Consider the following 23753-nt stretch of genomic DNA (forward strand, 5'->3'; position numbering starts at 1 on the left):
CACCCAAATAGCTCTTTTTGAAAATGCATAAAGATTACCCCTTTCCACCTGTATAAATTCTATATATTATTAATCTGTATAAAAGAGGGTTCCAGTGGGCTGAAGTAAAATTTTTATCATTACAATTGAATACGCAAAAAAATTTGCAGGAACGGATAAGGCTCATGCTGTGCTAGAAGTTTTCCATCTGACAGGCAGCTCACTTTCCGCAGTAAATTTTCGTAAATTCATATTTTTACTGCTAGCGATTTTCAATCAAATGTAGATTTATTGGACTTTTTTTCTTTCAATAACTCCTCAGGCATTTTATTGGCAAAATTGACAAGTTTTTTCAATGATTATAAGTACATTATTTTATTGGCAAAATCGGGAAATTCTTTCAATGATTATGAGTACGATATTTTAGTTTTACTTTTTGCATTTATCCCACTTTCCGCAGTAAATTTTCGTAAATTCATATTTTTACTGCTAGCGATTTTCAATCAAATGTAGATTTATTGGACTTTTATGCAGTAGGTAAAAGCAACGATGTGGTGTATTTAGAGACCAAAAAAGATATCATTCAATTTTTCACCAAATACCATTAAAAATCCAAATTATTTACTCTGTTCCAAAAACGCTATCATGAAAAATATTGATTTTCAAAAAAATACTGCGGAATGTAGGGGCAGGATTTTTGACCCGATAATTCAGTCCACAATTGACGAGATGAGAAGGATAAAGCCCGATTATGATGTACCCATGCACTTTACGGGCTGGAAAAACATAAACCGGTTTGCCATAAATAGGTTTGCAGAAGCAATGCCAGAACAATTCCTGCTCAATGCGGTCGACACAACTTATGTATTTAATGGAAATTAACAGAATCCCTTAGTAGTAGGCATTTTAATTTGAGGACTTGAGTACACAAATATTATCCTTTTAACAAATTTTAATATCCCTTTAACATAGCCATAAAAATCACAATTACCATACATGCGAAAGAAAAGGCAAGCATAAAGATTGCCTTTTTCTGTTCTTTTTCTTGTTCTCTGGATAGTTGATCTGGCACTCCTTTTATATACAGCACAAAAATTAATGGCACTAAGACTGATTCTATCCAGAAGAAATACTTAACGTCTTCATAAGATGTCATCCCAGTCATGATCAATAAGATTTGTGTAATTATAAGCCATATTAGAACAATATAAGTTTTGAGAATAGTCCTTTTATTTAAAGAAAGAAATTTGGAATTATTTTTATTAAATTGAATATTAGTTTTAGAATCTGTCAATTGTACAACACCCGTATTTATTAAGAAAATAATGTTTAAAAATTTTTTTATCTAAGTTCCAAGCATTATTCTTAAGTCCACAGTTTCTATTGGACAGTCTCAACTAAATACTTTAATCAATCAACAATATTGACATGGAATCATGCTGAACTTTTATAGGAAATACTATTAGCATTTAAGATTCTGAGGTTGTTTTCTTTATATTGATTCCAACGGTATATTTTGGACTTTTTCCAGATTTGAATTAAGGAAGATCCCTTTTTCTACATTGTATTTTTCGCACAGCCTGCGCAGGCAACCTGAACTTGACAGGCAGAGCATACCTATAATCGTTGAACATCTCCAGAAACTTGTCAACGATTAATTTAAATCTCCGATCACGCAATTTTCTGCTAACCGCAGACTATCAAAATTTTATATAAAATTATTTGGAAGCAGTTTCCTAAAGTAGTTCCTCGGTTTGTGTAAAATAATAATTATTATCTGTAATATAAAGTAGCAAAAAAGATATCAAAAGTATTAAATATTAGTTCGTAGTATAGTTAAGTGTCTCTACCAAACAGACACGAGTAGCATAACAAAGTGTCTCTCCGAATAGACACGATCTAAATCGCCTCCTAGATTGTTGAAAGCACCTGTATTTCTTTTTGCCCTCTGTCTGCGAAGTAAAACAGACAGGGGCCAGGGTGCTGAATAGAGAATAAGAAATCAAATTAGAGATGTTTTCATTGATTATATTTTCAAAAGTCCTCTGAATCCCACATCTGTACAAATTACTGTCAACAAATCCGATGCATTCTCTGCGAATATTGTACTCCAACGTAACTGCATATGTCTAGCCATTTTTTCAGGATGAGTTGTTGAGTTTCTTACAAGAGAATAAATTCTTCTGCTGACGATTAATGTCAATATTGCTGTCCAGATTAAAGCTTCAATTACCTGTACATTCTTTGTTTCAAGAACGTCCAGAGCATATTTGCTTTTCAATTACTTAAAGAAGTCAAAGGAGAATACGGTCTTTGATCCTGGGATCTATTTTCAGTGTTTTCATCTCAACTGTTTTTTCGGAGTACAAAGCAACGGTTTTAGGTCCTAAAGAAATATAAATTCTTACTGATTACTGGAAAAAGATTAGTGTTAGGTTGGATTCGAAACCACAAAATCCTTTGATGCCGGACTTTGAATCTGTCGTCTTGACTTGCTGGACAATCAATGCATCTTGACTTATCTGCCTCTAAACAAAAAGTTGGCAGGTTTAATTTATTGTCAGATTTAATCTATTAATCTTTGCGACAACTTTGTGTTAGCTCATTTCTAGAGTAGCCTATGCACTAATATAAGTTTTTAGAACTTATACGATAGTAATTGCCCCATGTACACACACATATAAACATACGCCGCAGTCATTGCATTTATCTTCAAGGACAAATGAAACATCATTGTCGTTGATGGAAATTGCACATACAGGGCATTCACCTATACAGCTTCCACAACTAGCACAGGACTCGGGATTAATTTTTGCTACCATGGCTTTTTACTCCCTACTTTATCAGTATGTTAATTTGATTTACTGAATTTTATATAAAGACAGCTGTTGGTTCTGGTAGTCTTAAGGCTAAATTAAATTTTCAGTAAGTACAGATAGGGGGCATCAGGTATTTTCCTATCCGGAAATCCATTTCCTTATTCTGACTTACTAATATTAAAATTTATACATTTTATTAATCTTCGAATATTCCAATGTAAGTAGGCGAGGAAACTCAGAAATTATAATGAACTTTCTAGAAATATAGAATTGATTTTGGAATCGAAGCAATAGTATAATGAATCAGGCTGTAAGTTACGGGAAAAACAAATAACCTGGGGATCTATTCTGCGATTGAAGACTAGAGAGTTAGCCCGTTACCTAGCGAAAAGACCAAAAATTTAGATTTTGTTAGTCCTGGTTATTGGGTTCAGAGAGCATATTCTCAAGAGGCGAGACAAAAGATACTCAAGGTTTCATATTCCGATTGGAAAAAGTTAGGGTTTTCGAAGAGAATTTTACATTACATGAAGCAGAATACTAAAAGTGGTAAGCTTTGTTCCCTAAAGAGCCATGTTTTGGAGAGAGTTCAGGCCCGGAAAAGCTTGGTTTTATAGGAGTAGGTTAAGGTTTAGAGGAGCTAAGTTTTAAGGCCTAAATAGAGAATCAGCAGAAGAACCGGATGAAGGCGAAAAAGAAAAAAGGAGATATAAAAGGCAAAAAAGCTGCCTTAAAAAGATTATTTTCAAGCAATTGCCCTCAACTTTTCTAACCCTTCATCAATCTTATCCTGAGCTTCTTCAATGATCTTTATAAGCTCTACACGCTTTGAAATTTCCTTCCCTTCGATACCAGGTATTACCGCTTTTATGGCAGGGCTAACTCCAGATGTGCCCACCTGGAATGTTATGATCTGGCCGGGTGCTGAGATGTTGGAGATGATCAGGCCGGACTCCGAGCCGTCCCACAAGTTAGAGGAGGGCAGAGTGTTATGGCTTATGGTAATGCCCGCTGTCTCTTTGAAGAGATCTGTCTCGTCCCCCATATTCCGGTTGGTTTCAAGGTCCAGATGTCCGTCGGCCTGAAGCAATCCGCACTGATAATGCTTGGTGGGAGTTCCTCCCTGCCATTCATTGGAACCCAATGTATCACAATGATATACAGCCAGACCGCTGGAAATTATATATTTATCAAGGCTCAACTGAGACCTGTTTTCAATCAAGAAGAATTCATTGCAGAACTCTTCATCATGGCATTTCCTGCTTTTAAAGATATAGGCAGTATTGTAGTCTCCATGCGCTACCTGGTACTCGCCAGGTTTGTCCAAGAGAACCACGTTGTCGCACCAGCCCACAAGATAGCGCAAATAGGCACATACCGGGGATGGTGTCCTTCCACTATTGTTATGGTTGCCAGCGCTCATGAGGCAGTAATACCCGAGACCTGCGCTCTTTTCAAAGTCGCCATCTCTGACGCCGTAGTCATAGATGTCTGGCCAGCGGCAGAGCATATGGCCGTTCTCATGGCAGAGTGTGCCTATGCTCAAGTCTTCTTTGCTACGGCCAAGGCTGGAAAGCATATAGAAATGGGTCTTCATGTCGCCGCGAGAGATATCCAGGTAGTAATTATGGGGCCATAACTCTCCTATGTACTGGGTCTGACCTGCATAGAGGAAATTGATAGCATCCACTATTTTCTCACCCCTAGAGTCGAACTCCTTTAGATTTACGCCGCTGGCTATTGCCAGGTCCAGGGCTTCTTCGACCAGGAGATGGGCGACATAGTATTGCCGGTTCTTGCTCAAGGTTACCGGCCCGACTACTACATTGGTGTAATTCAGCTTTCCTCCAGACATGAGTTGAAAATACTCTCGGACGGAGCAGAAATTACCGTTTTCGGTGTAATTTTCTCCGTTGAGCATTCTATCCACATCCTCTCGGATGACAGTGCTTTTGACATCTTTGAACTGGACCAAAATGGTCAATCCTTTAATATCTCCCTCGGATAATCTGCGACCCTCAAGAAGACCCTTATTAGGCCCGAAGGTCTTGAGAGTAGCCGTGGGCTGGTACGGCTCTGCCGGTGGATTCATCTTGACATACCTGGCCTCGAACTTGTCATTTCTTACCTGCTCGGACTCCTTGAGATGCCGCCAAATCTTCTCGGGCGGAGCACGGCTTAAGTCCACCCCGCTGGAGACGAATTCGCCTTTGATCAGATATGCGTAGCAAAACCGCCCTAAATCGACATCATAAACCACGGTATATCCGTTAAGGTTCTCGTAGCGGGAATAGAATTCATCACCAAAAACTCTAAGCTTTACATCAGGTCCCTTCTCCTGAGAGAAGGTGAGTATCTCCCCAGTTATTGCACTCATCTTCAACCATCCACCTAGTATTGGCTTTAAAGCGTTTTGATAAAATATTCTATAAACTGTTTAACTTTCTCTCACGAGAGCTGATTTTGCTCTGTAGAAATCCCCTGAAATAATGGATTTACATCAATTTGAACTGAATAACTCGGCGCGTTTTTGTTCATCTATTCCCAGTCTCTTATAGCTGATTACAATAGTTTTCTACAGATAGGTTTTCTACAGATAGGTTTTTTACAGATAGGTTTTCTACAGATAAGTTTTCTACAGATAGATTTTCTACAGATAGATTTTCTACAGATAGATTTTCTACAAAGCCGCTTTAACTATGGTTTTTTATTCCATTGGTTAATATAGAACCAATGTTGGTTTTTCGCTTTTTCGAGTGGGTAATTTCCATTCATCTCCTGAATGTTAAAGTAGCATATATAAAATTTAGAAACATTTGTTGTTTACACTCACATCCAGGCTTGATATTTCTCTTTTTGGTCTGTACTTTCTAATAAACAATTTTTTTCAACCCGCACAAAATATTAAATAATAGCTATATTTTTATTAAATATATTAATATAAAATAACCTACGAAATTATACTTAGAATCGGTCATTTGTATTGAGAATTCTTTCTTTTATGTTTAATTCCATTTTTTCAAGAAATCTAAAGCTTTTTTAATAACGTGGAGAGGATGTCTCTATTACGGCGACTGGTGCAACAGAATTTACGAGTTCTTACTCAAGTTTAGGAGTTACGCAGTTGGCGCTTCGCATATATTTTTTACTAACTCTAAAAGTATCCGAATTAATTTAACGTGCATTGAGAATTCCTTAAATATTCCATCACTACCACTCTTTCAATTTTCATAGCACTTTCAAACCATGATATTCCACTTTTGATTCTTTGTAATTCCAGTCTAAGAAAAGCTCTTGATGAGAACATTATATGTGCTCTTTGTGACTCTTCCTTTCTTGCCTGTTCCTTTCTTACCTGGCGTTTTTCGACACCACAGAATTACTTTATTCCTCTATGATATTCCTCAATTTTCCACGACTTCTTTGCCAAATTCCCATGTTTTGATTTATTCATCCCCTGCACATCTGTAATCTAAGCAGAAAAGCGAAGAATTAAGGGAGAGAGGTAATTCATTTGGAATACTCACCGGAATTAGCTGTGGGGGATGTGTATGGCGAAAAGGCATGAAAAAATACGAGAGAAAAGGAAACAAGAAAAATTAAAAAAATAAAAACAATAACAGATGAAACAAAAAATACGAGAGAAAAGGAAACAAGAAAAATCAAAAAAAATAAAAACAATAACAGGTGTAACAAAAAAACTGAAAAACAATAATGGACGAAAAAAGATACAGAAAATCATAAAATGAAGCAGAACCGAATAAATGAAGCAGAACCGAATAAAAGAAAAAACACAAATGGACGGCTCTTATATAACTAAGTCAAAAAGCCTATACCACTTTTGCTTCAGCTTGGTGTGTCCAGGGAATCACAAGGTGCCGGGCCCTCATTTCTTTTGAGTTTTACCTCTTTTCCTTTAATATTCCTTTTCTTCTTATCTTCTAGAATCGGAAGAGCCGCAATGATTCCATCAAGTATGGCTTCAGGTCGTGGGCAGCAGCCTGGAACATATATGTCTACGGGTATAACCTGATCCACTCCGCCTATTACATTATAGCAGCTATGGAAAATCCCACCTGTGGATGCACAGGCGCCAACTGCTATAACAACTTTTGGATCAGGAATCTGGTTATATATATTTATAAGCACATTAACATTTTTGTAATTCACTGCGCCTGTAACCACCATTATATCTGCTTGCTTAGGGGTACCGATGTTTAACACACCAAATCTTTCAGCGTCATATAGGGGAGTAAGACAAGCTATTACTTCAATATCACAGCCATTACAACTGTTACAATTCACATGTACAATCCATGGAGATTTTGCTAACGACATAAATATTTCTCTTTTGTGTTATTTTCATCGGAGCAATAGATAAGATTATTACATTTACCCTGCGTTCCATAGTATATTTCTCAGTAGGGATTTTGAAACACATTCAGGTGACCTAAAATCTAATGTAGCTCGATGAAAATTGAATACAATTAAGAATTTATAGAAAATTATTTTATATAAAACTAATTATAAAAAGAGTTTCAAACTACTTCTTATGATTAGGAGAGAATTATGATTAAGAGATAATTATCTGAAAATTAAAAAAATCTCCACTAGTTTGAATCGGTGGCATGATCCCTTTTTTCTTGAACTATATAGTGGGACTAAAAAACCCCAGGGTGAAGTTCTGCTAATATCTAAAAACAACAAAGTTCCGAAAAACGACACAGCTCCGAAAAAATAAATGACCCTGTCAAGTGTCATAGGTTTATAAAAGAAAGATGAGATAGGTACTTTTCATTTTAATAACTTATTGATTACTTTTACTTTAATTATTACTCTATTATTCTTGGAAAAATATTTCATCAACCCAGAACTTGACAGAGCCTTCTTATTATATGTATAATTTCAAAAAAAATAAATTAAATAGATATTTTAAGTATTTTATTTCAATAATTTCAGGGCTTCTCGGCAAGCAGCAACAGCCGGAGCTCCTGAGGTGATAAAGATAACTTCCATGGCTTCCATGATTTCTTCCTTAGTGACTCCATGATTAAGAGCACTTTTCATCTGCGCCACCGTACAGGCCTCACACTGTTTAGATGCCACAACTGCAAGAGCCATAAGGATTTTTGTTTTTGCAGGCAGAGCTCCATCAGCCAATAATTTTCCATCACAACGTCTGTACTTTGAAAGAAACTCAGGATCAAGTTCCTCAAGTGTTTCTAAGATCTGAGGTTTAAATCCCATTTTCTTTTCTATACTCTCTGTTACTGTTTTATGGTCTGCCAATTATGCCACCTACCTTTGGAATAATATATAAAATTATATTATATAGAATTATATTAGATATTTCTTTTTATATTTAAAAGTTAACTCTTAAATAAAGAACGATACTACTTAACTTCATAGGTAAATCTATGATTGAACCCGTTCCAAATTATTTTCAAACCTTATAGATTAGTACTTAGCGGTAAGGAAATAATGCCAATAATATTAAATTGGAACTAAGCCTTCAGTCTAATGAATAAGCTGTCGGAATTTCAAAACCAGCTTTTTAGACGCAGCCTATGTCTCCAATAGTTGCATCAATGCACTCACGACACATCATTCTGGGAAGATCTTTTTTTAGTGTCAAATGGGGAAGTGGATATCCTCCTTTCATAGGTAACTCTACTTCTTTAATATGATCTATACAGAGACCTTTTCCACAGACAATACAAACCCCTACTGCCTCACTTTCTTTGTTTTCTTCAGCGCAATCATAACACTTCAGCATTCGTTATCACCTCAACAAACCTCATTAAATAGGCAGTTTTCCTTCAGGGCTTCATGGCAAGAATAGCACATAATTCTTTTAATATGCTCAATGTCAGGCTTCAGCTCAATTGGATAACTTCCTTCCCAAACAGGAGTTTCCTCACGGATAAGATGCTCTTTGCAAACCCCTCTACCACATGCAATACAAATCCCAACGGCGTCTGTATCTTTACCTTCTCTGGCACATTCATAGCATTTCATAGCTTTCCTCCAGGTAAGAAAATTTGTTTATTTATCTGAAAATTTGATTATAATGGATGAAAGTATAATTTATTAATTAAGCTATATGTTAATCAAGCTATATGGATGATTTTATTCCTCACTAACAAGAGTCATTTCCTGACCACAACAGACAAGAGTTCCTCCACCTACTTCTTCTACTATAACTTCGTTACCGCATATCTCACAAATATATCTTTCTCCTTTAGCAGATACACCCATAAACTTTTCACCTTGGTTTTTTTCTAAGTTATTATCTCAAAGCAGTTTAATTAAACTTTCCCATTGCTGAAATTATTTAGTTTTTGATAAACAATCAAAAAATTCAAAGCTGATTTTCTGAAAACGTTAATGGAAAAAAATTAAGTTTGTTATGGGGCGAGATCTTAAAAGACATATGCCTTTATGCACCGTGGAAGAATTATCAAAGAACAAAGCACTAATATCTTTTTATATTTATTTTTAAATATGGAATGTGCTTATTTTCTGATTTTGTTAAAGACTCACCCCACTAGCTGATAAAAGCCTGCTTATCTGCAGGTGTCAAGAAGACCTTTCTTTTTACCTCCCCTTTGTTCAGAGGGACGTATCGGTTCAACTTTGGCTTCTTCTTCCTCTATTTCTTCCTTCTTTTCTTCTTCATGGTGGGTCATAGACTCAACTCCTATATCAGTTATACTTTTAGCAATTTTTATAAATTATATAGTTTGATCAAATATCTATCAACCTTCAAAGGGTTTTCAATTTTTATGTTATGTTCAAATTGTTCCTGCCAAATTTTCTTAGATATATTGACAGTTTTTTCCCATACCTCCTTCTGACCAATAAAGCATCAATTGAACCAAATTTGAAAATATCTACATGGTCAAGAGATTTTACTATCCTGGTTTATTATCCTGGGATCGCAAAATTTGAGATTGATTCCACTAGCAATTAACTGATATCAACCAAATTCCTTTCATGTTACAATAAATAATTCTCCCAGTAGTTACTCAATTATCCTCTTAATTATTTTAAATTATTTATATGAAAAATTGTTTCTTAACAAAAGACAGTTGAGCATAAAATATTTTAAAGCCGAAAAATAATTTTATATTAATTAAGTATTGATAATTATCTATAAAATCATTTTTTCCTTGCACAGGTACTACAATAAAACCTACGCATTGAGACATTTCTAAAACAAATTTTAAATAAATGAGAGAGCAGATAAACGAGAGAGAAAATAAATGAGAGAGCAGATAAACGAGAGAGAAAACGCTTCAGATTATAGAATTAACAGGGCCTTAGATCTTATAGATTGCTTTAACTAAAACAGACTTAGAAATGATTGAAAAATATCAAAGAGGAACATGAAGTGAGAAGGCAGCAAAAAGAGTAATGTAGGGAGCCCGAGATCACCGCATCCATGAACTGTATCCCCAGTAGCCCTTTAAACAGTATTCTCAAACGCTGTTCAAAGAAGGATAGGTGATTACACAGGCAATCATTATGTGGTGTGGTAGATTCTAGTTTACCCTTTTACTTAGCCTTCACAACTCCTGAATATACTAATAATTTAAAATATTTGAAATTATTTATAACAAAAATTCTTATCAAAAAAATATTTTTTTCAAGCCAAAGATTTCAATGCAAAAAATTATTATGTATGTATATTTATAAGGAAAATATTTTTGGTAAAAATAACCTGGTGAATGCCCACTTATTTATGCTCCTATACTGCTAAACCACATGCAAATTATGTTCTTTGATTCCTTTTAAGCACTATAAGCCATCTATTTGCTTAATAAGAATATTTACAAGTTGCAGATCAAGAATATTTAATTTTCAAAATCGATTTTCTTGAAAATGACAATACTATTATCCTAAATAATCAAGGTGTGTTGGTATTAAAAGAAGTATAAACATAGTTTATAAACATGATTTAGATGATATCTAAATTAGTCAATATCTCTTAATCAGTTAATATATCTTAATCAGTTAATATATCTTAATCAGTTAATATATCTTAATCAGTTAATATATCTTAATCAGTTAAAATAATTGCAATTCACAAAAAAGCGCCTTGAACAGATTAGAGAAAACCTGGAAGATTTTAATTCGACCCTGTCCCAAAACCTATTTTATTCTAAATCATCATGAATTTACAGGATTATTTTAGTGATTAAGTATTCAATTGATTGCTCCAAATACGAGATTCAAAAAGCAAATTTTAAGTTTTGGGATAGACTCATTCCTTTACTTCATTCTTCAATGCAGTAGCCCAAAAAACATACTATCGTTATATTTTTGGATTAGAACGTCTTCCAGGCAATTTTTTACTCACATATTCCACCAGCCACTTTCCCATTTCCCATTTGTGTTGATCCATCCGTTTTGTCTCACATGGTCTAAATCTATTAGTTTTGATCCGTTTTTTGATTTTCGTGGGGTTAATCTTTAATAGTTTCCAAATTTATTTAAAATAAATTATATGAAAAATTGATTCTGAACAAATAATATTCCCGTGGAAAATGTTTTTTAGTAAACAATATTTAAATATTAATTATGATTTCTGATACTATCTAAAGAAAATTAGTTTCAAAATAATATTTATTTTTAGATCAGTATAAAATATTACTTATTTGATAGAAAAGGCCCCAAGGCTACGCCTAAACTTCAAAGTGTTGTATCCTGAAATAATTTCGTAGATTCAAAAGCATTTGAAATATTAATAGACAATACAACAGCAGGAGACACAAAAAGGTTAAAAAAGCTAAACACTGAGTAAATTCCAATTCCGTTTTGGTATGTGAAATAATTAAGTAAAATGAAACAAATTCGAAATTGGAGTAAAATAATAGGTCACCTGTGTACGATACATAACTGCAATAAAAATTTAAAAAGCAAAATAATTTTGGGAAAAACACAATGAAAAGGCCTCAAAAAATATTTAAGTTATTCCGGCGCGGGTAGGGCACAAAAACCGATATATTAGAGAAAGAACATAGTATGTATACAAAAAACTGGATTTGAAGTACATTAAAATTGTTTATGGATATCAATTTTTTCGTGTCCATCCCCCCACAACGAATAAATTTAAAAATCTATATATAGATCTATAACTTACATAGTTTACTACATCAGTAAAGGTGGTAATTAATGGTATCCATCCGAGCTAAAATTAAATCCAGATTAGAGAAATTTCTAGAAGTTGATTCCAGTGGATATCGAAGGGCAATCCTGTGTATCTTCATTAAAGTAAAAAAAGCGACTATTGACGAACTACATGAAATGCTTACAAGTAAGTATAATGTATCTCGAAACACGGTTGCGTCTATGGTAGGATATATCCATTCGAAGCTTGGAATTCTAAGAGCGCATAAAGAATCCTATAAAACCCCCATGGTTTACCTTTTGAGAGAAGAATATATAGACCTGCTAATGAAAATTATAACTTCGCCTAAAGCACCTGCTGAGTTCAAGGCTTAAGAAGTTGACTATTATCCCAAAATGTCTGATGGACAATGTCACTCGTTAAAAACGCACCCAGAACGGCAACGACTATTGTCGTAAGATCGGATTCCAATTCTCGAATAAGCCATTCAAAGGATCCATATTATACCCTTATGCGACGCATTTTTCAAGAAGATGGCACTGCGGTCAGAGGCCAAAAGTTCCTAACTCTAGTTGAAGAGCGTCAGGCTGCTGGAAATGCTATCCAGACTGATGAATGGAAAAACCTTCTTGAAGAACTTCAGATAGGGCGTGCCTCATTTTATGCGATGCGCAACAAGTTGCTTGGAGCAGGATTGATTTCGATAAAAGATAAGGAGTATAGGCTTTCAGGTCAGTTCTCAAAGGATCTTTTAGATATGGCCCGCTGGTGGTGGACCGCAGTTCTCAATCAGCCTGAGGAGAGCCTTTAAAGAAATAATTTCTCTTTTTTCATTTAACATTTAAATATAATTAAATATATAAAAAACAAATTTTAAATATCACTAAGTATTCTCTTGTTTTTCAGTAACTATCCAGGGTGTAGCTGACTTTCCGCAGATGTCCATTCAATTTTCACAACTTTTCTTACTATCGTTTTTTCTGAAAATTGCTCTGCTTATTCAAGCATGTGTTTTTGAAATATTTTACACTTTCTAATTTTCTGCCTTAATTGAAAGCTTCTAACCTCTATTTCCGGAGGTTTCAGTTGAGAGAATAATTGCAAATTATTGACCAAATGCCCAAAAACGATAGCAGGAAAAATGTTATATTCTTCAAGATATCTGCGGAAGGTTGGAGAGTTGGTTATTTCCTTACTTATCTAAAGTTCTTCAAAAAAATCCAGTAATCACGTCGTTTCAAGGCATTTTTAGCCAGGCCTACACCTGTAAGAAAAACACTTTATAAAAATTAGAGAAAGCCTGGAAGACTTTTTTTCCTGTTACCTATCCCCCGACAAAGTAACCCAAAAAATATTCCCTTAATATATTCTTTGGATTAGAACATCTTCCAGGCAATTCTTTACTCACATACCATCCAGTCATTTCCCCTTTGTGTTGACTCATTCGTTTTGTCTTAGTGGTATATCCACTCGTTTTTATCCGTTCGTTTGGGTTTGTTCTCTTATTCTCGTGGGTTGGCTCTGTTCTCATATTCTCATGGGGTTCCAAGCTATAATTATTCCCAAACTTATTTAAAATAAATTGTATGAAAAATTGGTTCCAAGCAAATAATACTCCCGTATAAAATGTTTTTTTAGCAACCAACATTTGAATATTAATTATTATTTTTAGATTCTGTATTTTTTTCTTCACTGCAAAAAACAAAATTTTTTACTTATGCACAGGTTTTGTATCAAAAACTATGTATAAACGATAGAAGGAAGCTCGGAATATGAAATTATAGATTTTATAAAGAAAACTGAAAAGAAGGAAGGAAAAATTGTGTAACGACGTTTTTCGAAGAAAAAGGTTTTTTTGAGGGATAAGCTCCTTCCTGCTCAGTTGTTACGAATAATGGTGAAATAAAATTATACGAAAAAAACGGTCACGAAATAGAAGAAGTGGCCAAGTAGTCAAGCAGATATTGGGTGGCTTCAGCTTGGGATGTGATCGTCCTTGCAACCTCGGCCCGAAAGTTTCCACATAGTCCCCTGCGAGCCACTGGATCCAGGCAAAAAAGCCAATTTAACCCGGGAACGCATTAATTCAGACAACATCCTAAGGATGTATAATTACCCATCTCATCCTGCAACATCTTTGTCATAATCTACTAGAAGGCAGGACAGAGCCTTTGCAAAAAATGTATCAATGTATCAACATATTACTTTTTTTTATTCATTATATATACGATGATATCCAGCAGTTTAAACAGAATGAAAAACACAAACCAGATCATAAAAGCAAGAATTAAAAATGTCAAAATAATATTCATGTGATCGCCTCTTTTATGCATCCATACATATGTAAAAACCTCTTTGAATAAAATTAGACTTGTTATAAGTTAAAATATATAGTTTGGATCATGAATTATATGTATGTAGCATTTTATTTAAAATTTATTAAATGAATAGATCCATGTGCTAATGTATGATAAAGCAGTTTACACGCATATAGGCAAAAAAGATCTTGTGAGCTGCAGACGAGAACAATCTGCAGCCCGTAGGAAGTCTGTCCGGGTATCAGTGTATCGATTGAGAAAGAGGGTACTTTAGAGACGAAGTTTGAAAATAAGAGTTGAGTTGTATTGATCCTGGGATATTTTTTTGAATCGAATCACTTGATACCTCCAAAATATAAATAAACCAAGTTTATTATATAGTTTTTGGACATATTCTATATATTTTGATTTTTGCTATTGAGAAATATAATAGCATTGATGCAATAATTGGTATCCTCTTATTTAGAGCCTATCCGAAAAGTGATTACTTGATACAACTTTTACAAAATGCAATATGAAAAACCGGAACGGATACTCTGATAGTATAGATTTATCGTGGCTTTTCAACATGCATTACTGACTTTTCGGATAGGTTCTTATTTCCAAGGAATAAATCTGGAACTTGAGGCATTGCAAGCCACGGGGCAAATTTGTTATAAGTTCTGCCAAGTTTTTGTGCATACTCTATTCCTTTTAGAGTTCCTGTTATCGCTTTATTATAGTTTGAATCAGGGTCACTCAACTTAGTCAATAGTCTATATATCTTATTAAGAGGTTTTTTCAATGTTTCTTTTTCGCTACTGGCACTTACTTCGTCTAAACTATCTTGAATTTTATCCAATTCACTTTCAAGTTTTGGATCCAAATTTTCAATTTCCTCTTTTAAGTTATCAAAGTCTGTTTGAATCTGTGGCAAATCTATTTCTAAATTCACATTAACACTTGTTCTAACATCTGTTTTTTGTTCGACTTTTATTATCGGATTAGTTTCAGATTTCATCATAAAATTTGGGCTTACTACAAAATTCTGCACAATTTGTCTTAAGGGGTCGTTATTTTTATATTCATCAAGTCTTTCGTCTATTCTATTGTAACCAGCTAGTAAAGAAGAAACTGATATGGATTTGAAGCTCTCAAGACATTGAAGAGTTTCAACATTGTTAATTTCAGCATTTAGCAATTTCTCATAGGGAAATCTCCATGGGCAATTTTGTGAACAGTTACAAGGAATTTCTGTACGGACACTTATTTTTTTTATAGAAGCATTTATCTGATCCAGTTCATTACAGATTGCTCCAAGAGCGCCTCTTTTATTGTTACCTGTTATTTTTATCTCTATTTCTTTTTCATCAGGTTTCATCTTTATAAGAGCACGCGAATTCTGGAGGTTTAATACCACTCCTTCTCTCCAACATAAAGGCATATCATTTTCTTTTTTCTCTATTTCCTTATGCATGCGAACTATAAAGCGGGTGATTATGCTGGAAGGTAAAAAGTAATTATAACAATAATAGAAGTAAAGGTTCTCTTTCTCATTCCACATAAAATCGGGTTCATTTTTAGGTAAAAGCTCTGCAATAAGATAGCCACTTCTATCTGGAAGTTCATATGCAAGTTCAAATTTGTTCATTAATTCCATAAGTTGAGAGTAAACAGAAGACGGATACGTTTCAATGTCCCATATCCGGTTTAATTCACTCTGCATTAGTATACCTTCATTATCAAAGACAAATTTCGTAGACAATATTTTGTAAAATGCATTTGTAGCCCATTCAGGTTTTAAAATCACGATATCCTTTAGGGCGATCCTATCTTTAAAATGGAGAGTTACTCCCAAGTCATTCAAATATTCATCTAATACAATTATATTCTTGTCATCTAAACCCTTGGATTTACATGTTTCATAAAATTTCTCATAACTAATCCAATTTTTACCAAGCTCTTCTAATTCTTGTCTTACTTCAAACCATGAGTCCACCCATTTAGTCCTCATCAAAGGTAGACTCCAGGCAGTTTCACAGATAATGTCCGTTAATCCTTTGATTCCTTTACCATCATAACTGTCAATCTTTACATAATCGACAATCTGAGGAAACTTAATTCTTAAATCTTTAAGGTTAAGATCATCATTACTTTCATTCATCTTACTCATTACAAGAATTATTGGGCTATCTTCTCCAAAGGCTTCAATTGTATGCAACCAGTAATATATATGGTCATAATCTTTTGTTTTTCGTGTGTTCCACACAAGTATATAGACTGACCGTTTTGTCAGAAAGAACTGATGAGTGGCATGATAGATTTCCTGCCCTCCGAAGTCCCAGATGTTTAGCTTGATCTTACTGTTTCCTGAATCTGGAGCAGGAATTACCCATTTTGATATGTTTATTCCTTCGGTGATCTTATCTTCCACAAATTTACCAGTAATTAACCTATTAATTAAACATGTTTTTCCAACCTCTCCATTACCAACCAATATTAGCTTTGCCTCATTATTTTCTGTAGTTTTCGTTTGTTTCAGATAAGTTAAAATTGCATCCATTCCTCTTGAAACGATTTCAGGTGGAGGTGAGAGTAAAGGGTTATAAGAGATGTCAAGTTGTTTGAGTTTTGTAAGTTCACTAATTTCTGGTGGTAGCTCTTCTAGATTGTTATGGCACAAAGAAAGTTTCACTAGATTTCTGAGTTTCCCAATTTCTGGTGGTAGTTGAGTCAGCTGATTATTAGAAATATCAAGTTCTTCAAGGTTCTCAAGTTTCCCAATTTCTGGTGGTAGCTGTGCTAGTTTGTTATGATACAAGGAGAATTTTGTGAGTTTCCCAAGTTCTCCAATCTCAGATGGTAGTAACGTCAACTGATTCCCAGTTAAGTCAATTTCTGTAAGATTTTTAAGTTTTCTGATTTCTGGTGGCAACTTTATAAGCTGGTTATAGAATAAGTAAAGTTTTGTGAGTTTTCCAAGTTCTCCAATTTCTGGTGGCAGTAGTGTTAAATGATTCCTAGATAAGTTGAGTTCGTTAAGGTTTTTTAGTTCTTTAATTTTCGGTGTAAGTTCAGTCAGGTCGTTATCATATAAATCAAGTTCTTTAAGGTTCTCAAGTCTTCCAATTTCTGGTGGTACTTCAGCTAGATTGTAATTATCTAGATAAAGCACTATAAGGTTTTTTTCATAAGCTTCTTTAATAAGTTTCATCACCTTTTCTCTCGTCATTATCTGCCTCAACTATAATTAATTAATATTTAGAGAGTTTTCGTATTCTGTTATAAAATTCTATACTTTTACTCTAAAAACTTATTCATTTTATTCAAATTTTAGATATCATAGACCCCGTTCCATAATTCAAAACTACTTTTCCAAATCTAGAATCAGAGATGTCAATGAGTTTCGGATCATGGAAAATACTTCTGAGACTTTTATATATTTTGAGGATAAAACATATTTTGGGATAGACTCAATGTTCATGTAACCTGCTGCAATCATCCCTGATATCAATGCCAATTCTATTCATAGCGGCTTCAATTTAACCAAATCAAATGTAAAACTAAAAATAAATTCATTGATCATCGGTTAAGGAATTTTCTTGCCTGAAAGCTATCGATTTTGCATTAGAAGCCGGCATTAAATTTTGGCCTATTTACATGAAATCGATATCCTGTTCCAGCTCATAATTTATTAAAATATTTGATAAATGTTGAGGAAATTGACGCAATTTGCCACAATTCCTCACTTAACCGAAGACACATGAAAATAGATTTAATCTCTAGCCACAGTTTTTACCGGCGAGAGAGTTTGAGGAATACAAGCACAAGTGCCGAAATTGCAGTTACTAAACTAAAAGCTGGTGCAGACGCTGGTAAAGATGAATTTTCTGAAGCTGGCTGCCCAGAAATTGGTTGATTTTCGGATGCAGGTTGCTCAGAAGTAGGAGTTTCGCCTTGGTAGTGTTCGTTGGAGATTGTGCAGTAGGCAACTGTAAAACCACTGTTTACCAAAATATCTCCTGTATTAAAATCGTTTATCTGATAAACAATGTCAATTGGCATAGAGCCTCCAGCCCACTTTTCAGTAGGCTTAATTGTCCATTGATAGAGAATACTGGAGTTTTCTTCCATTACATCAGCCCGATATACATTCGTTTTTGAAGTTGAACCATTTATAATTTCAAAATAACCTTCTCCGATCTCACTTAACTCTACAGACACCTCTGACTTTTGAGAAACGGTAAGGTTTATACCGACAGTAAAAGGTTCTCCAATCTTTAGAACCGGCTTTGCAACTTCAGTACCTGGAAGAAGTTTATTATTGTAATATACATCCATTTTGCCATATGGACTATCTGCAGCTACGTTTCCTGTTAATAAAACTATACAAAATGCTCCAATTAGAATCAGTTTTGCTCTCATATTTCTGCACCTAATTCTGAGATAAGATTATCGTGTCCTGCTTTCACTATAGAATAGCTTCAAGTTCATTTACTGTCGAGATAATATGAGGAATACAAGCACAAGTGCCGAAATTGCAGTTACTAAACTAAAAGCTGGTGAAGATGCTGGTGAAGATGAATTTTCTGAAGTTGGCTTTTTTGAAGTGGGTTGGTTTTCGGACTCAGACTGCTCAAAAGTAGGAGTTTCGCCTTGGTAATGTTCGTTGGAGATATAGGGATAAGCTACTGTGAATTCACCTTGAACCAGAGGTTTATCTTCACCGACATTATGTATTTGATACCAAATATTCACAGGCATTGTTCCACCTTCCCATTCTCCAGTTGGTTTTAGTATCCATTCGTAAGTATATGTTCCAGGATCTAAGGATTCAAAATATAACTTTTTATCAAACTCTGAAGGACCAGTTATAACTTCATAAGGTGTTCCCACTCTTAAACTGCAAATTTTTACAAATAATATCGATGTCTGGTTCAATGTTAAATCAATTTTTACTTTAAACGGTTCTCCTATTTTCAGTGTAGGTTTAACTACTTCTTTTCCCGGTAAAAGCTGATCATTATAGTAAACATCTATAGTACCATATTGAGAACCTGCTGAAACGATATTTGTCAACAAAAGAAGTACCATTCCAAGTATAAAAATTCTAAATTTCATGATTATTCACCAAATTGTGCAACAAGAGTTTCATATCCAGCTGATTTTTCAGTAGAACCACCTGTTTTATCTCCAACTCCTTTTGGACCAGGCCCAACTATAGTATTAGAGTACACAACAAATTGAAATGTTAGTGGAACGTTATCTCCAATGTATTTTCCATTGTGTAAGATTGAATCATCTTTTCTGATGTACATCTGTCCTTTATGCCCAAAGTAAGGTTTAGGAATAACTTCATTATCGTTATCGTTGACTTTAAATTCATTATACATTCCAACTGCTTCATATGACCACACATTAACCGTAAAAATCCAGTATGATGGCAATACCTGCGATCCCATTCGCAACTCCTATTTTGATGTCAATACCCCTCTATTTAGAATAGCCTCAAGTTCATTTACTGTCGAGATAATCTGAGGAATACAAGCACAAGTGCCAAAACCGCAGTTACTAAACTGAAAGCTGGTGCAGACGCTGGTGAAGAGGAATTTTCTGAGGCTGACTGCCCAGAAATTGGTTGATTTTCGGATGCAGACTGCTCAGAAGTAGGAGTTTCGCCTTCGTAGTATTCGTTGGAGATTGTGCAGTAAGCAACTGTAAAGCCGCCATTAACGAGTCTATCACCCGTTTCAAAATCATCTATTTGATATACAATGTCAATTGGTATAGAGCCGCCAGCCCACTTTTCAGTAGGAGTTACTGTCCATTTATACATTAAAGAAGAATTTTTCTCAATTACATCTGCCCTATATTTATTCATTTTTGAAGTTGGACCATTTACAATTAAAAAATACCCGTCCCCAATTTCACTTAACTTTAAAGCCACTTCTGATTTTTGGTAAACAGTTAAATTTATACCAACAGTAAAAGGCTCTCCAATTTTTATAACCGGTTTTGCTATTTCTTTCCCAGGTAAAAGCTCATCATTATAGTAAACATCAATTTTGCCATACGGACTATCCGCAGCTACACTTTCTGTTAACAAAATAATACAAAATATCCCAATAAGAATCAATTTTATTTTCATATTTCTGCACCCAATTCTGAAATAAGTTCATCATATCCAGCTGATTTTTCAGCAGAATCACCGATTTTATCTCCTACTCCTTTTGGACCTGGACCAACTACTGTAGCAGAATACCCACTAAAATGGAAGGTCATCTGTGTATTATCTCCAAGCCACAAAGTACTTTCATCATTATTTTTTTGAAGGGTGTTTGATGTATTCATCTTGTCTCACATACCTTTGTCCTTTATGCCCAAAATAAGGTTCAAGAATTACCTCGTTATCGTTATCAATAACAGTAAATACCTGATATTTTCCCACAATTTCATAATTCCACACATTAACCGTAAAAATCCAGTGTGGAGGCAATACTGGTAACCCACATGGAACAACTGCCATTGTCCTGTCCAGTCTTTTTGAAATTTTATATCCGATTTCACCAGAATATTTGTCAGCAGTTTTATTTTCCAGGTTTTTCAGCTCGCCATCAGTTATTCCAAAACCGACATCAATAGCTTCATTTTTTTACTGTAACTGTTCAGATCCCATTTGCAACTCCGATTTTGATGTCAATACCCCCTCTATTTAGAATAGCTTCAAGTTCATTTACTGGCGAGATAATCTGAAGAATACAAGCATAAGTGCCGAAATTGCAGTTACTAAACTAAAAGCTGGTGCAGATGCTGGTGAAGGTGAATTTTCTAAAGCTGGCTTTTTTGAAGTGTGTTGATTTTCGGTTTCAGGTTGCTCAGAAGTAGGAGTTTCGCCTTCGTAGTATTCGTTGGAAACATGAGGGTACGCAACTGTAAATTCTCCTTTTACAGCAGGCTCATCTTCTCCCTCTTCGTGTACCTGGTACCAGAAGTTTAGGGGCATAGACCAATCTGCTGATTCTTTGGTAGGCTTCAAAACCCATTCAAAAGTATATATTCCCGGATCTAAGGATTCAAAGTGTTTCTTTTCAGCAAATTTAGAAGGACCTTCAATTACCTCATAAGGAGATTCAGATCCAATACTATCAACTTCAATAAATAATCTTGATTTTTGATTTAGTATTATAACTATCTTTACCTTAAATGGCTCCCCAATCTTCAAAACTGGTTTTGCAACTTCTTTTCCAGGTAGTATTTTATCATTATAATAAACGTCAATTGAGCCGTAGGGAGAAGATGCAGAAACAATGTCAACAAGCGACAGTAAAAGAAACCCTAAAATTAGAACTCCAGCTTTCATTTGCTTTCTCCTAATCTTGATAAAAGATATTCGTATTCTATTGATTCTTCAGTGCTTTTTCCCAGTTTATCCCCAACACTTTTCTTCTTCTTTCACTTCATGGTTTCACACATTAACCGTAAAAATCAGGTGCATTAGCATACCTGCGATTCATTTGCAACTACTATTTTGATGCCAATACCCCCTCTATATAGAATAGCTTCAAGTTCATTTACTGGCGAGATAATCTGAAGAATACAGGCACAAGTGCCGAAATCGCAGTTACTAAACTGAAAGCTGGCGCAGACGCTGGTGAAGATGAATTTACTGAAGCTGGCTTTTTTGAAGTGGGTTGGTTTTCGGACTCAAACTGCTCAAAAGTCGGAGTTTCGCCTTGGTAGTGTTCGTAGGAGATTGTGCAGTAGGCGGTGGTGAATTCACTGTTTACTACGGGTTCAGGATTGCCTTTTTCTACTATTGAATAGTGAAAATTGATAGGAAGCGATCCACCAGCCCATTTATCTGTTGGTACTACTGTCCATTCAAAAACATGAGATTCATTTGCTTTCAAAATTGTACTTGAGTATCGATTCATTTTTGAAGGTCCATCTACAACCTCAAAATAACCTTCCCCTAGTTCGGTGAGTTGACCAGATACTTTGTATTCTTGATAAACAGTCATGTTTACTTTGAGATTAAATGGCTCTCCAATCTTTAAGAGAGGTTTTGCCACTTCTGCGCCTGGAAGAAGCTTATCATTATAATAAACATCAATTGAGCCGTAGGGAGAAGATGCAGAAACAATGTCAACAAGCGACAGTAAAAGCAACCCTAAAATTAGAACTCCAGCTTTCATTTGTTTTCTCCTAATCTTGATAAAAGATATTCGTATTCTATTGATTCTTCAGTGCTTTTTCCCAGTTTATCCCCAACACTTTTCTTCTTCTTTCACTTCGTAGTTTCACACATTAACCGTAAAAATCAAGTGTGGCGGCAATACCTGCAATCCCATTTGCACCTCCGATTTTGATGTCGTTACTCACTCTATTCAGAATAGCTTCAAGTTCATTTACTGGCGAGAGAAGCTGAAGAATACAAGCATAAGTGCCGAAATTGCAGTTACTAAACTGAAAGCTGGTGCAGATGCTGGCGAAGATGAATTTTCTGAAGATGGCTGCCCAGAAATTGGTTGATTTTCGGTTTCAGGTTGCTCAGATGTAGGAGTTTCGCCTTGGTAATGTTCGTTGGAGATTGTGCAGTAGGCGACTGTAAAACCGCTATTGATAAGAGGTTCAGAGTCACCATGAGCAAGAATTGTATAATATATATCTAGAGGCAATGATCCACCACTCCACTTTTCAGTAGGTTCAACAGTCCATTCGTATTCTTTAGAAGAATTTGCTTCTAAGATGTCTGGTTTGGAGTATTCTTCGATTCTTGATGTTGGACCTTTTATAATTTTGAATGAATCTTTTTCCATGCACGATAAAGAGACATAAACATCACTTTTTTGATATACTGTCAGATTAATTTTTACTTTAAATGACTCTTCAATTTTTAAAGTAGGCTTAGCCGTTTCTTTTCCAGGTAAAAGTTTGTCATTATAATATACATCCATTGAACCATATTGAGATTCTGCAAGTGTGGTGCTTGGAATAATTAACAAAAATATAACCAAAGAACATACCCATCTCATTTTCATTCTATTTTCCCTCCTAATTATTTCAGAAGGTTTTCATAATCTTCTGATCTTTCATCCGATCCTCCATTTTTATCTCCAACACCTTTTAGCTCTGGGCCTATTATTGTTGTCGCGTAACCGCTAAAGTGGAAAGTAACCATTTCATTGGTTCCTAGACTCAAGGCAATCCCATTTTTTATCTTTTTTAAAAGGGTGAAATATTGGTGTTTTTTCTCTAACGTATTTCTGCCCCTTATGCCCGAAATAAGGCTTAGGAATTGCTTCATTATCGTTATCAATAACAGTAAATGCCTGATATTTTCCCACAATTTCATAAGTCCACAAATTAACCGTAAAAACAACTCGCATGGAACAACTACCATTGTCCGATCCAGTTTTTTCAAAATTTTATCTCCGATTTCACCGGACTATTTGTCAGCAGTTTCATTTGCTAGGTTTTTCAGCTCTCTATTGATTCTTCCAAAACCGGTATCAATAACTTCAC

The 23753-nt window shown here is 34.9% G+C and carries 23 protein-coding genes and 2 pseudogenes; 3 read left to right on the top strand and 22 right to left on the bottom strand.

What is annotated here, in order from left to right; all coding sequences use genetic code 11:
• Positions 1-624: 624 nt before the first annotated feature.
• Positions 625-861: a dihydropteroate synthase gene (locus MSBRW_RS12220; protein ID WP_011307419.1), complete on the top strand. Its 237-nt coding sequence runs from the start codon at positions 625-627 to the stop codon at positions 859-861.
• A gap of 70 nt (positions 862-931) precedes the next feature.
• Here MSBRW_RS12220 and MSBRW_RS22995 read toward each other — a convergent pair whose 3' ends face one another.
• The 11 genes and pseudogenes from MSBRW_RS22995 to MSBRW_RS23940 form a co-directional block, all read right to left on the bottom strand.
• Complete coding sequence (locus tag MSBRW_RS22995) at positions 932-1273, bottom strand: hypothetical protein (protein ID WP_048102850.1); 342 nt, start codon at positions 1271-1273, stop codon at positions 932-934.
• 727 nt (positions 1274-2000) lie between these two features.
• Positions 2001-2260 (bottom strand): annotated as a pseudogene (locus tag MSBRW_RS22365) (IS4 family transposase); the annotation flags it as partial.
• A gap of 364 nt (positions 2261-2624) precedes the next feature.
• Positions 2625-2801 carry a 4Fe-4S dicluster domain-containing protein gene (locus MSBRW_RS21320; RefSeq protein WP_011307418.1) on the bottom strand — a complete coding sequence of 59 codons (177 nt, stop codon included), beginning with the start codon at positions 2799-2801 and terminating at the stop codon, positions 2625-2627.
• 742 nt (positions 2802-3543) lie between these two features.
• On the bottom strand, positions 3544-4782 hold the full coding sequence (locus MSBRW_RS12230) for a M6 family metalloprotease domain-containing protein (RefSeq protein ID WP_230669738.1): 1239 nt from the start codon (positions 4780-4782) through the stop codon (positions 3544-3546).
• 1185 nt (positions 4783-5967) lie between these two features.
• A pseudogene (locus MSBRW_RS24485) lies at positions 5968-6270 on the bottom strand (IS701 family transposase); the annotation flags it as partial.
• A gap of 374 nt (positions 6271-6644) precedes the next feature.
• Positions 6645-7136 (bottom strand): NADH-quinone oxidoreductase subunit B family protein, encoded by a 492-nt coding sequence (locus tag MSBRW_RS12235; RefSeq protein WP_011307416.1) that lies wholly within the window; start codon positions 7134-7136, stop codon positions 6645-6647.
• Positions 7137-7739: 603 nt separating this feature from the next.
• Positions 7740-8087 carry a carboxymuconolactone decarboxylase family protein gene (locus MSBRW_RS12240; RefSeq protein ID WP_011307415.1) on the bottom strand — a complete coding sequence of 116 codons (348 nt, stop codon included), beginning with the start codon at positions 8085-8087 and terminating at the stop codon, positions 7740-7742.
• A 265-nt stretch (positions 8088-8352) separates the two neighbouring features.
• Positions 8353-8574 (bottom strand): DUF2180 family protein, encoded by a 222-nt coding sequence (locus MSBRW_RS12245; RefSeq protein WP_011307414.1) that lies wholly within the window; start codon positions 8572-8574, stop codon positions 8353-8355.
• Positions 8575-8585: 11 nt separating this feature from the next.
• Positions 8586-8816, bottom strand: a complete 231-nt coding sequence (locus MSBRW_RS12250) for a DUF2180 family protein (protein WP_011307413.1) — start codon at positions 8814-8816, stop codon at positions 8586-8588.
• A gap of 111 nt (positions 8817-8927) precedes the next feature.
• A complete protein-coding gene (locus MSBRW_RS12255) occupies positions 8928-9056 on the bottom strand; it encodes a desulfoferrodoxin FeS4 iron-binding domain-containing protein (RefSeq protein WP_048102849.1) in 129 nt (42 codons plus the stop codon).
• 308 nt (positions 9057-9364) lie between these two features.
• Positions 9365-9487, bottom strand: coding sequence for a hypothetical protein (locus MSBRW_RS23940; protein WP_268990262.1), 123 nt, complete (start codon positions 9485-9487; stop codon positions 9365-9367).
• A 2488-nt stretch (positions 9488-11975) separates the two neighbouring features.
• On the opposite strand from MSBRW_RS23940, the gene MSBRW_RS12260 reads away from it, so the two are divergent.
• On the top strand, positions 11976-12305 hold the full coding sequence (locus MSBRW_RS12260; protein WP_011307412.1) for a DUF2551 domain-containing protein: 330 nt from the start codon (positions 11976-11978) through the stop codon (positions 12303-12305).
• Between the two features lie 35 nt (positions 12306-12340).
• Positions 12341-12742 carry a hypothetical protein gene (locus MSBRW_RS12265; protein WP_011307411.1) on the top strand — a complete coding sequence of 134 codons (402 nt, stop codon included), beginning with the start codon at positions 12341-12343 and terminating at the stop codon, positions 12740-12742.
• Between the two features lie 2057 nt (positions 12743-14799).
• Here the strand turns inward: MSBRW_RS12265 and MSBRW_RS12275 are convergent.
• The 11 genes from MSBRW_RS12275 to MSBRW_RS12325 all read right to left on the bottom strand — a co-directional run bounded on the left by MSBRW_RS12275 (position 14800) and on the right by MSBRW_RS12325 (position 23652).
• Positions 14800-17460, bottom strand: a complete 2661-nt coding sequence (locus MSBRW_RS12275; protein WP_011307410.1) for a COR domain-containing protein — start codon at positions 17458-17460, stop codon at positions 14800-14802.
• Positions 17461-18023: 563 nt separating this feature from the next.
• Complete coding sequence (locus tag MSBRW_RS12280) at positions 18024-18653, bottom strand: sarcinarray family MAST domain-containing protein (RefSeq protein WP_011307409.1); 630 nt, start codon at positions 18651-18653, stop codon at positions 18024-18026.
• Between the two features lie 69 nt (positions 18654-18722).
• The gene (locus tag MSBRW_RS12285) at positions 18723-19349 is read right to left on the bottom strand and encodes a sarcinarray family MAST domain-containing protein (protein ID WP_011307408.1); all 627 of its coding nucleotides are present in this window, start codon (positions 19347-19349) and stop codon (positions 18723-18725) included.
• A 2-nt stretch (positions 19350-19351) separates the two neighbouring features.
• Complete coding sequence (locus tag MSBRW_RS12290; RefSeq protein WP_011307407.1) at positions 19352-19690, bottom strand: DUF7286 family protein; 339 nt, start codon at positions 19688-19690, stop codon at positions 19352-19354.
• 56 nt (positions 19691-19746) lie between these two features.
• Positions 19747-20376, bottom strand: coding sequence for a sarcinarray family MAST domain-containing protein (locus MSBRW_RS12295; RefSeq protein ID WP_011307406.1), 630 nt, complete (start codon positions 20374-20376; stop codon positions 19747-19749).
• Positions 20373-20579: a DUF7286 family protein gene (locus MSBRW_RS12300; protein WP_048102847.1), complete on the bottom strand. Its 207-nt coding sequence runs from the start codon at positions 20577-20579 to the stop codon at positions 20373-20375. The genes MSBRW_RS12295 and MSBRW_RS12300 overlap by 4 nt, the downstream gene beginning before the upstream one ends.
• Positions 20548-20754 (bottom strand): DUF7286 family protein, encoded by a 207-nt coding sequence (locus tag MSBRW_RS12305; RefSeq protein ID WP_048102846.1) that lies wholly within the window; start codon positions 20752-20754, stop codon positions 20548-20550. The genes MSBRW_RS12300 and MSBRW_RS12305 overlap by 32 nt, the downstream gene beginning before the upstream one ends.
• 207 nt (positions 20755-20961) lie before the next feature.
• A complete protein-coding gene (locus MSBRW_RS12310) occupies positions 20962-21588 on the bottom strand; it encodes a sarcinarray family MAST domain-containing protein (protein ID WP_011307405.1) in 627 nt (208 codons plus the stop codon).
• Between the two features lie 211 nt (positions 21589-21799).
• A complete protein-coding gene (locus tag MSBRW_RS12315; protein WP_011307404.1) occupies positions 21800-22423 on the bottom strand; it encodes a sarcinarray family MAST domain-containing protein in 624 nt (207 codons plus the stop codon).
• A 213-nt stretch (positions 22424-22636) separates the two neighbouring features.
• Positions 22637-23269 (bottom strand): sarcinarray family MAST domain-containing protein, encoded by a 633-nt coding sequence (locus MSBRW_RS12320; protein ID WP_011307403.1) that lies wholly within the window; start codon positions 23267-23269, stop codon positions 22637-22639.
• A 17-nt stretch (positions 23270-23286) separates the two neighbouring features.
• The gene (locus MSBRW_RS12325; RefSeq protein WP_048102844.1) at positions 23287-23652 is read right to left on the bottom strand and encodes a hypothetical protein; all 366 of its coding nucleotides are present in this window, start codon (positions 23650-23652) and stop codon (positions 23287-23289) included.
• Between the last annotated feature and the right edge of the window lie 101 nt (positions 23653-23753).

Source organism: Methanosarcina barkeri str. Wiesmoor, assembly GCF_000969985.1.
GTDB classification, from domain to species: Archaea; Halobacteriota; Methanosarcinia; order Methanosarcinales; family Methanosarcinaceae; genus Methanosarcina; species Methanosarcina barkeri_B.

Bases quoted from the DNA above. Each gene is read 5' to 3' on its own strand.
- MSBRW_RS12220 (WP_011307419.1), top strand. From the start codon at position 625: ATGAAAAATATTGATTTTCAAAAAAATACTGCGGAATGTAGGGGCAGG.
- MSBRW_RS21320 (WP_011307418.1), bottom strand. From the start codon at position 2,801: ATGGTAGCAAAAATTAATCCCGAGTCCTGTGCTAGTTGTGGAAGCTGT.
- MSBRW_RS12235 (WP_011307416.1), bottom strand. From the start codon at position 7,136: ATGTCGTTAGCAAAATCTCCATGGATTGTACATGTGAATTGTAACAGT.
- MSBRW_RS12245 (WP_011307414.1), bottom strand. From the start codon at position 8,574: ATGCTGAAGTGTTATGATTGCGCTGAAGAAAACAAAGAAAGTGAGGCA.
- MSBRW_RS12250 (WP_011307413.1), bottom strand. From the start codon at position 8,816: ATGAAATGCTATGAATGTGCCAGAGAAGGTAAAGATACAGACGCCGTT.
- MSBRW_RS12255 (WP_048102849.1), bottom strand. From the start codon at position 9,056: ATGGGTGTATCTGCTAAAGGAGAAAGATATATTTGTGAGATATGCGGT.
- MSBRW_RS23940 (WP_268990262.1), bottom strand. From the start codon at position 9,487: ATGACCCACCATGAAGAAGAAAAGAAGGAAGAAATAGAGGAAGAAGAA.
- MSBRW_RS12260 (WP_011307412.1), top strand. From the start codon at position 11,976: ATGGTATCCATCCGAGCTAAAATTAAATCCAGATTAGAGAAATTTCTA.
- MSBRW_RS12265 (WP_011307411.1), top strand. From the start codon at position 12,341: ATGTCACTCGTTAAAAACGCACCCAGAACGGCAACGACTATTGTCGTA.
- MSBRW_RS12275 (WP_011307410.1), bottom strand. From the start codon at position 17,460: ATGACGAGAGAAAAGGTGATGAAACTTATTAAAGAAGCTTATGAAAAA.
- MSBRW_RS12280 (WP_011307409.1), bottom strand. From the start codon at position 18,653: ATGAGAGCAAAACTGATTCTAATTGGAGCATTTTGTATAGTTTTATTA.
- MSBRW_RS12285 (WP_011307408.1), bottom strand. From the start codon at position 19,349: ATGAAATTTAGAATTTTTATACTTGGAATGGTACTTCTTTTGTTGACA.
- MSBRW_RS12290 (WP_011307407.1), bottom strand. From the start codon at position 19,690: ATGGGATCGCAGGTATTGCCATCATACTGGATTTTTACGGTTAATGTG.
- MSBRW_RS12295 (WP_011307406.1), bottom strand. From the start codon at position 20,376: ATGAAAATAAAATTGATTCTTATTGGGATATTTTGTATTATTTTGTTA.
- MSBRW_RS12300 (WP_048102847.1), bottom strand. From the start codon at position 20,579: ATGAATACATCAAACACCCTTCAAAAAAATAATGATGAAAGTACTTTG.
- MSBRW_RS12305 (WP_048102846.1), bottom strand. From the start codon at position 20,754: ATGGCAGTTGTTCCATGTGGGTTACCAGTATTGCCTCCACACTGGATT.
- MSBRW_RS12310 (WP_011307405.1), bottom strand. From the start codon at position 21,588: ATGAAAGCTGGAGTTCTAATTTTAGGGTTTCTTTTACTGTCGCTTGTT.
- MSBRW_RS12315 (WP_011307404.1), bottom strand. From the start codon at position 22,423: ATGAAAGCTGGAGTTCTAATTTTAGGGTTGCTTTTACTGTCGCTTGTT.
- MSBRW_RS12320 (WP_011307403.1), bottom strand. From the start codon at position 23,269: ATGAAAATGAGATGGGTATGTTCTTTGGTTATATTTTTGTTAATTATT.